This window comes from Rhizobium sp. 25PS6 (assembly GCF_032464655.1).
GTDB lineage: Bacteria > Pseudomonadota > Alphaproteobacteria > Rhizobiales > Rhizobiaceae > Rhizobium > Rhizobium laguerreae.
This window is the reverse complement of sequence record NZ_JAWDIV010000046.1, coordinates 1-2,282: the sequence shown is the minus strand read 5'-3', so window position 1 is coordinate 2,282 and position 2,282 is coordinate 1. Positions and strand designations below refer to the sequence as shown.

2 protein-coding genes are annotated in these 2,282 nt (G+C 65.2%); both read left to right on the top strand.

Annotated elements, in window-relative coordinates; all coding sequences use genetic code 11:
- On the top strand, positions 1-1,896 hold a 1,896-nt coding region (locus tag RWK44_RS34655; RefSeq protein WP_316030153.1), incomplete at its 5' end, for a heme lyase CcmF/NrfE family subunit.
- On the top strand, positions 1,893-2,282 hold a 390-nt coding region (locus RWK44_RS34650; RefSeq protein ID WP_168285266.1), incomplete at its 3' end, for a cytochrome c-type biogenesis protein. The genes RWK44_RS34655 and RWK44_RS34650, both read left to right, overlap by 4 nt.

Sequence of the window (2,282 nt, the reverse complement as noted above, 5' to 3'; positions counted from 1 at the left end):
GACCGGGCGATGATGGATGTGGCGACGATCGGCTCGCTGGCGATGTTTGCGCTTGTCACCTTCTCCTTCGCCGTGCTGACCTATGCCCATGTCGTCTCGGATTTCTCGGTCGAGAACGTCTGGGAGAATTCGCATTCGCTGGTGCCGCTCATCTATAAATATTCCGGCGTCTGGGGCAATCACGAGGGATCGATGATGCTCTGGCTGTTGATCCTGACGCTGTTCAGCGCGCTGGTCGCCGTCTTTGGCCGCAACCTGCCGGAGACGCTGAAGGCCAATGTACTTTCCGTGCAGGCCTGGATTTCGGTCGCCTTCACGCTGTTCATTCTGTTGACCTCCAATCCCTTCCTGCGGCTCGATCCGGCGCCGGCCGAGGGCCGCGATCTCAACCCGGTTCTTCAGGATGTCGGCCTCGCGATCCACCCGCCGCTGCTCTATCTCGGTTATGTCGGCTTCTCCGTCTGCTTCTCCTTTGCCGTCGCGGCCCTCATGGAAGGACGCATCGACGCCGCCTGGGCACGCTGGGTGCGGCCCTGGACGCTGGCGGCCTGGACCTTTCTGACGCTTGGCATCGCCATGGGCTCCTACTGGGCCTATTACGAGCTCGGCTGGGGCGGCTGGTGGTTCTGGGACCCGGTGGAAAACGCCTCCTTCATGCCCTGGCTCGCCGGCACCGCACTGCTGCATTCGGCGCTCGTCATGGAAAAGCGCGAGGCGCTGAAGATCTGGACGGTGTTGCTCGCCATCCTCACCTTCTCACTGTCGCTAATGGGCACCTTCCTGGTGCGCTCCGGCGTGCTGACCTCGGTGCATGCCTTTGCCAGCGACCCCTCCCGCGGCGTCTTCATTCTCTGCATCCTGCTGATCTTCATCGGCGGGGCGCTGTCGCTGTTTGCCTTCCGCGCGCCGAAGCTGTCGGCAGGCGGACTGTTTGCGCCGATTTCGCGTGAGGGCGCGCTCGTCGTCAACAATCTGATCCTGACGGTCGCCTGCGGCACGGTGCTCACCGGCACGCTCTATCCGCTGCTGTTGGAAACGCTGACCGGCGACAAGATTTCCGTCGGAGCGCCCTTCTTCAACCTGACCTTTGGCCTGCTGATGGCGCCGCTGATCGTCATCGTGCCCTTCGGGCCGATGCTTGCCTGGAAGCGCGGCGATCTGCTCGGCGCCCTGCAGCGGCTCTATGTCGTCGCTGGTCTCGCCTTCCTTGCCGCGGTGGTCTTCTTCTACATCGAACATGGCGGGCCGGTGCTTTCGGTGTTCGGCCTCGCTGCCGGGCTGTTCCTGGTCCTCGGTGCGGTGGCCGATCTCTGGTATCGCGCCGGCATCGGTAAGGTCGCGGGCCATCTTGCCTGGCGCCGGCTTTCCGGCCTGCCGCGTTCGGCCTTCGGCACCGCGCTCGCCCATGCCGGGCTCGGCGTCACCGTGCTCGGCATCGTCGCGGTCACGACGTTCGAAAGCGAGCACGTCATCGAGATGAAACCGGGGCAGGTGACCGAGGCCGGCGGTTACAGCCTGCATTTCGACGGCATGCAGCCGGCGACCGGACCGAATTATACCGAGGACCGCGGCCACTTCACCATCCGGCGCGCCGGTGTCGCGGTTGCCGATACCTGGTCGGCCAAGCGCCTTTACACCGCCCGCCAGATGCCGACGACGGAGGCCGGCATCCTGACCTTCGGGCTCAGCCAGCTCTATGTATCGCTCGGTGACGCCACCAAGGACGGTGGCATCGTCGTGCGTATCTGGTGGAAGCCGTTCATTCTCTGCATCTGGGGCGGCGCGGTGTTCATGGCCTTCGGCGGCCTCGTCTCGCTCAGCGACCGGCGCCTGCGTGTCGGCGCCCCGCGCCGCAAGGCGAAGCCGGCAGCTCCCGCAATGGAGCCGGCGGAATGATGCGGCGTCTCTTCCTGGCTTTCGCTTTGCTGCTGATGGCGGCCCCCGCCTTCGCCGTCAATCCTGACGAGGTGCTGGCCGATCCGGCGCTCGAAGCGCGCGCCCGCGCCCTTTCGGCGGAACTGCGCTGCATGGTCTGCCAGAACCAGTCGATCGACGATTCCAACGCCGATCTGGCCAAGGATTTGCGCCTGCTGGTGCGCGAGCGCATCGCCGACGGCGACAGCGACGAGGCGGTGCTGACTTATATCGTCTCGCGCTACGGCGAGTTCGTGCTGTTGAAGCCGCGTGTCAGCATGAAGACGGTGCTGCTCTGGGGTGCGCCGGTGCTGCTGGTGCTGGCCGGCGGGCTGTCATTGCTGGTCTTTGCGCGCAAAAGGGCCGGC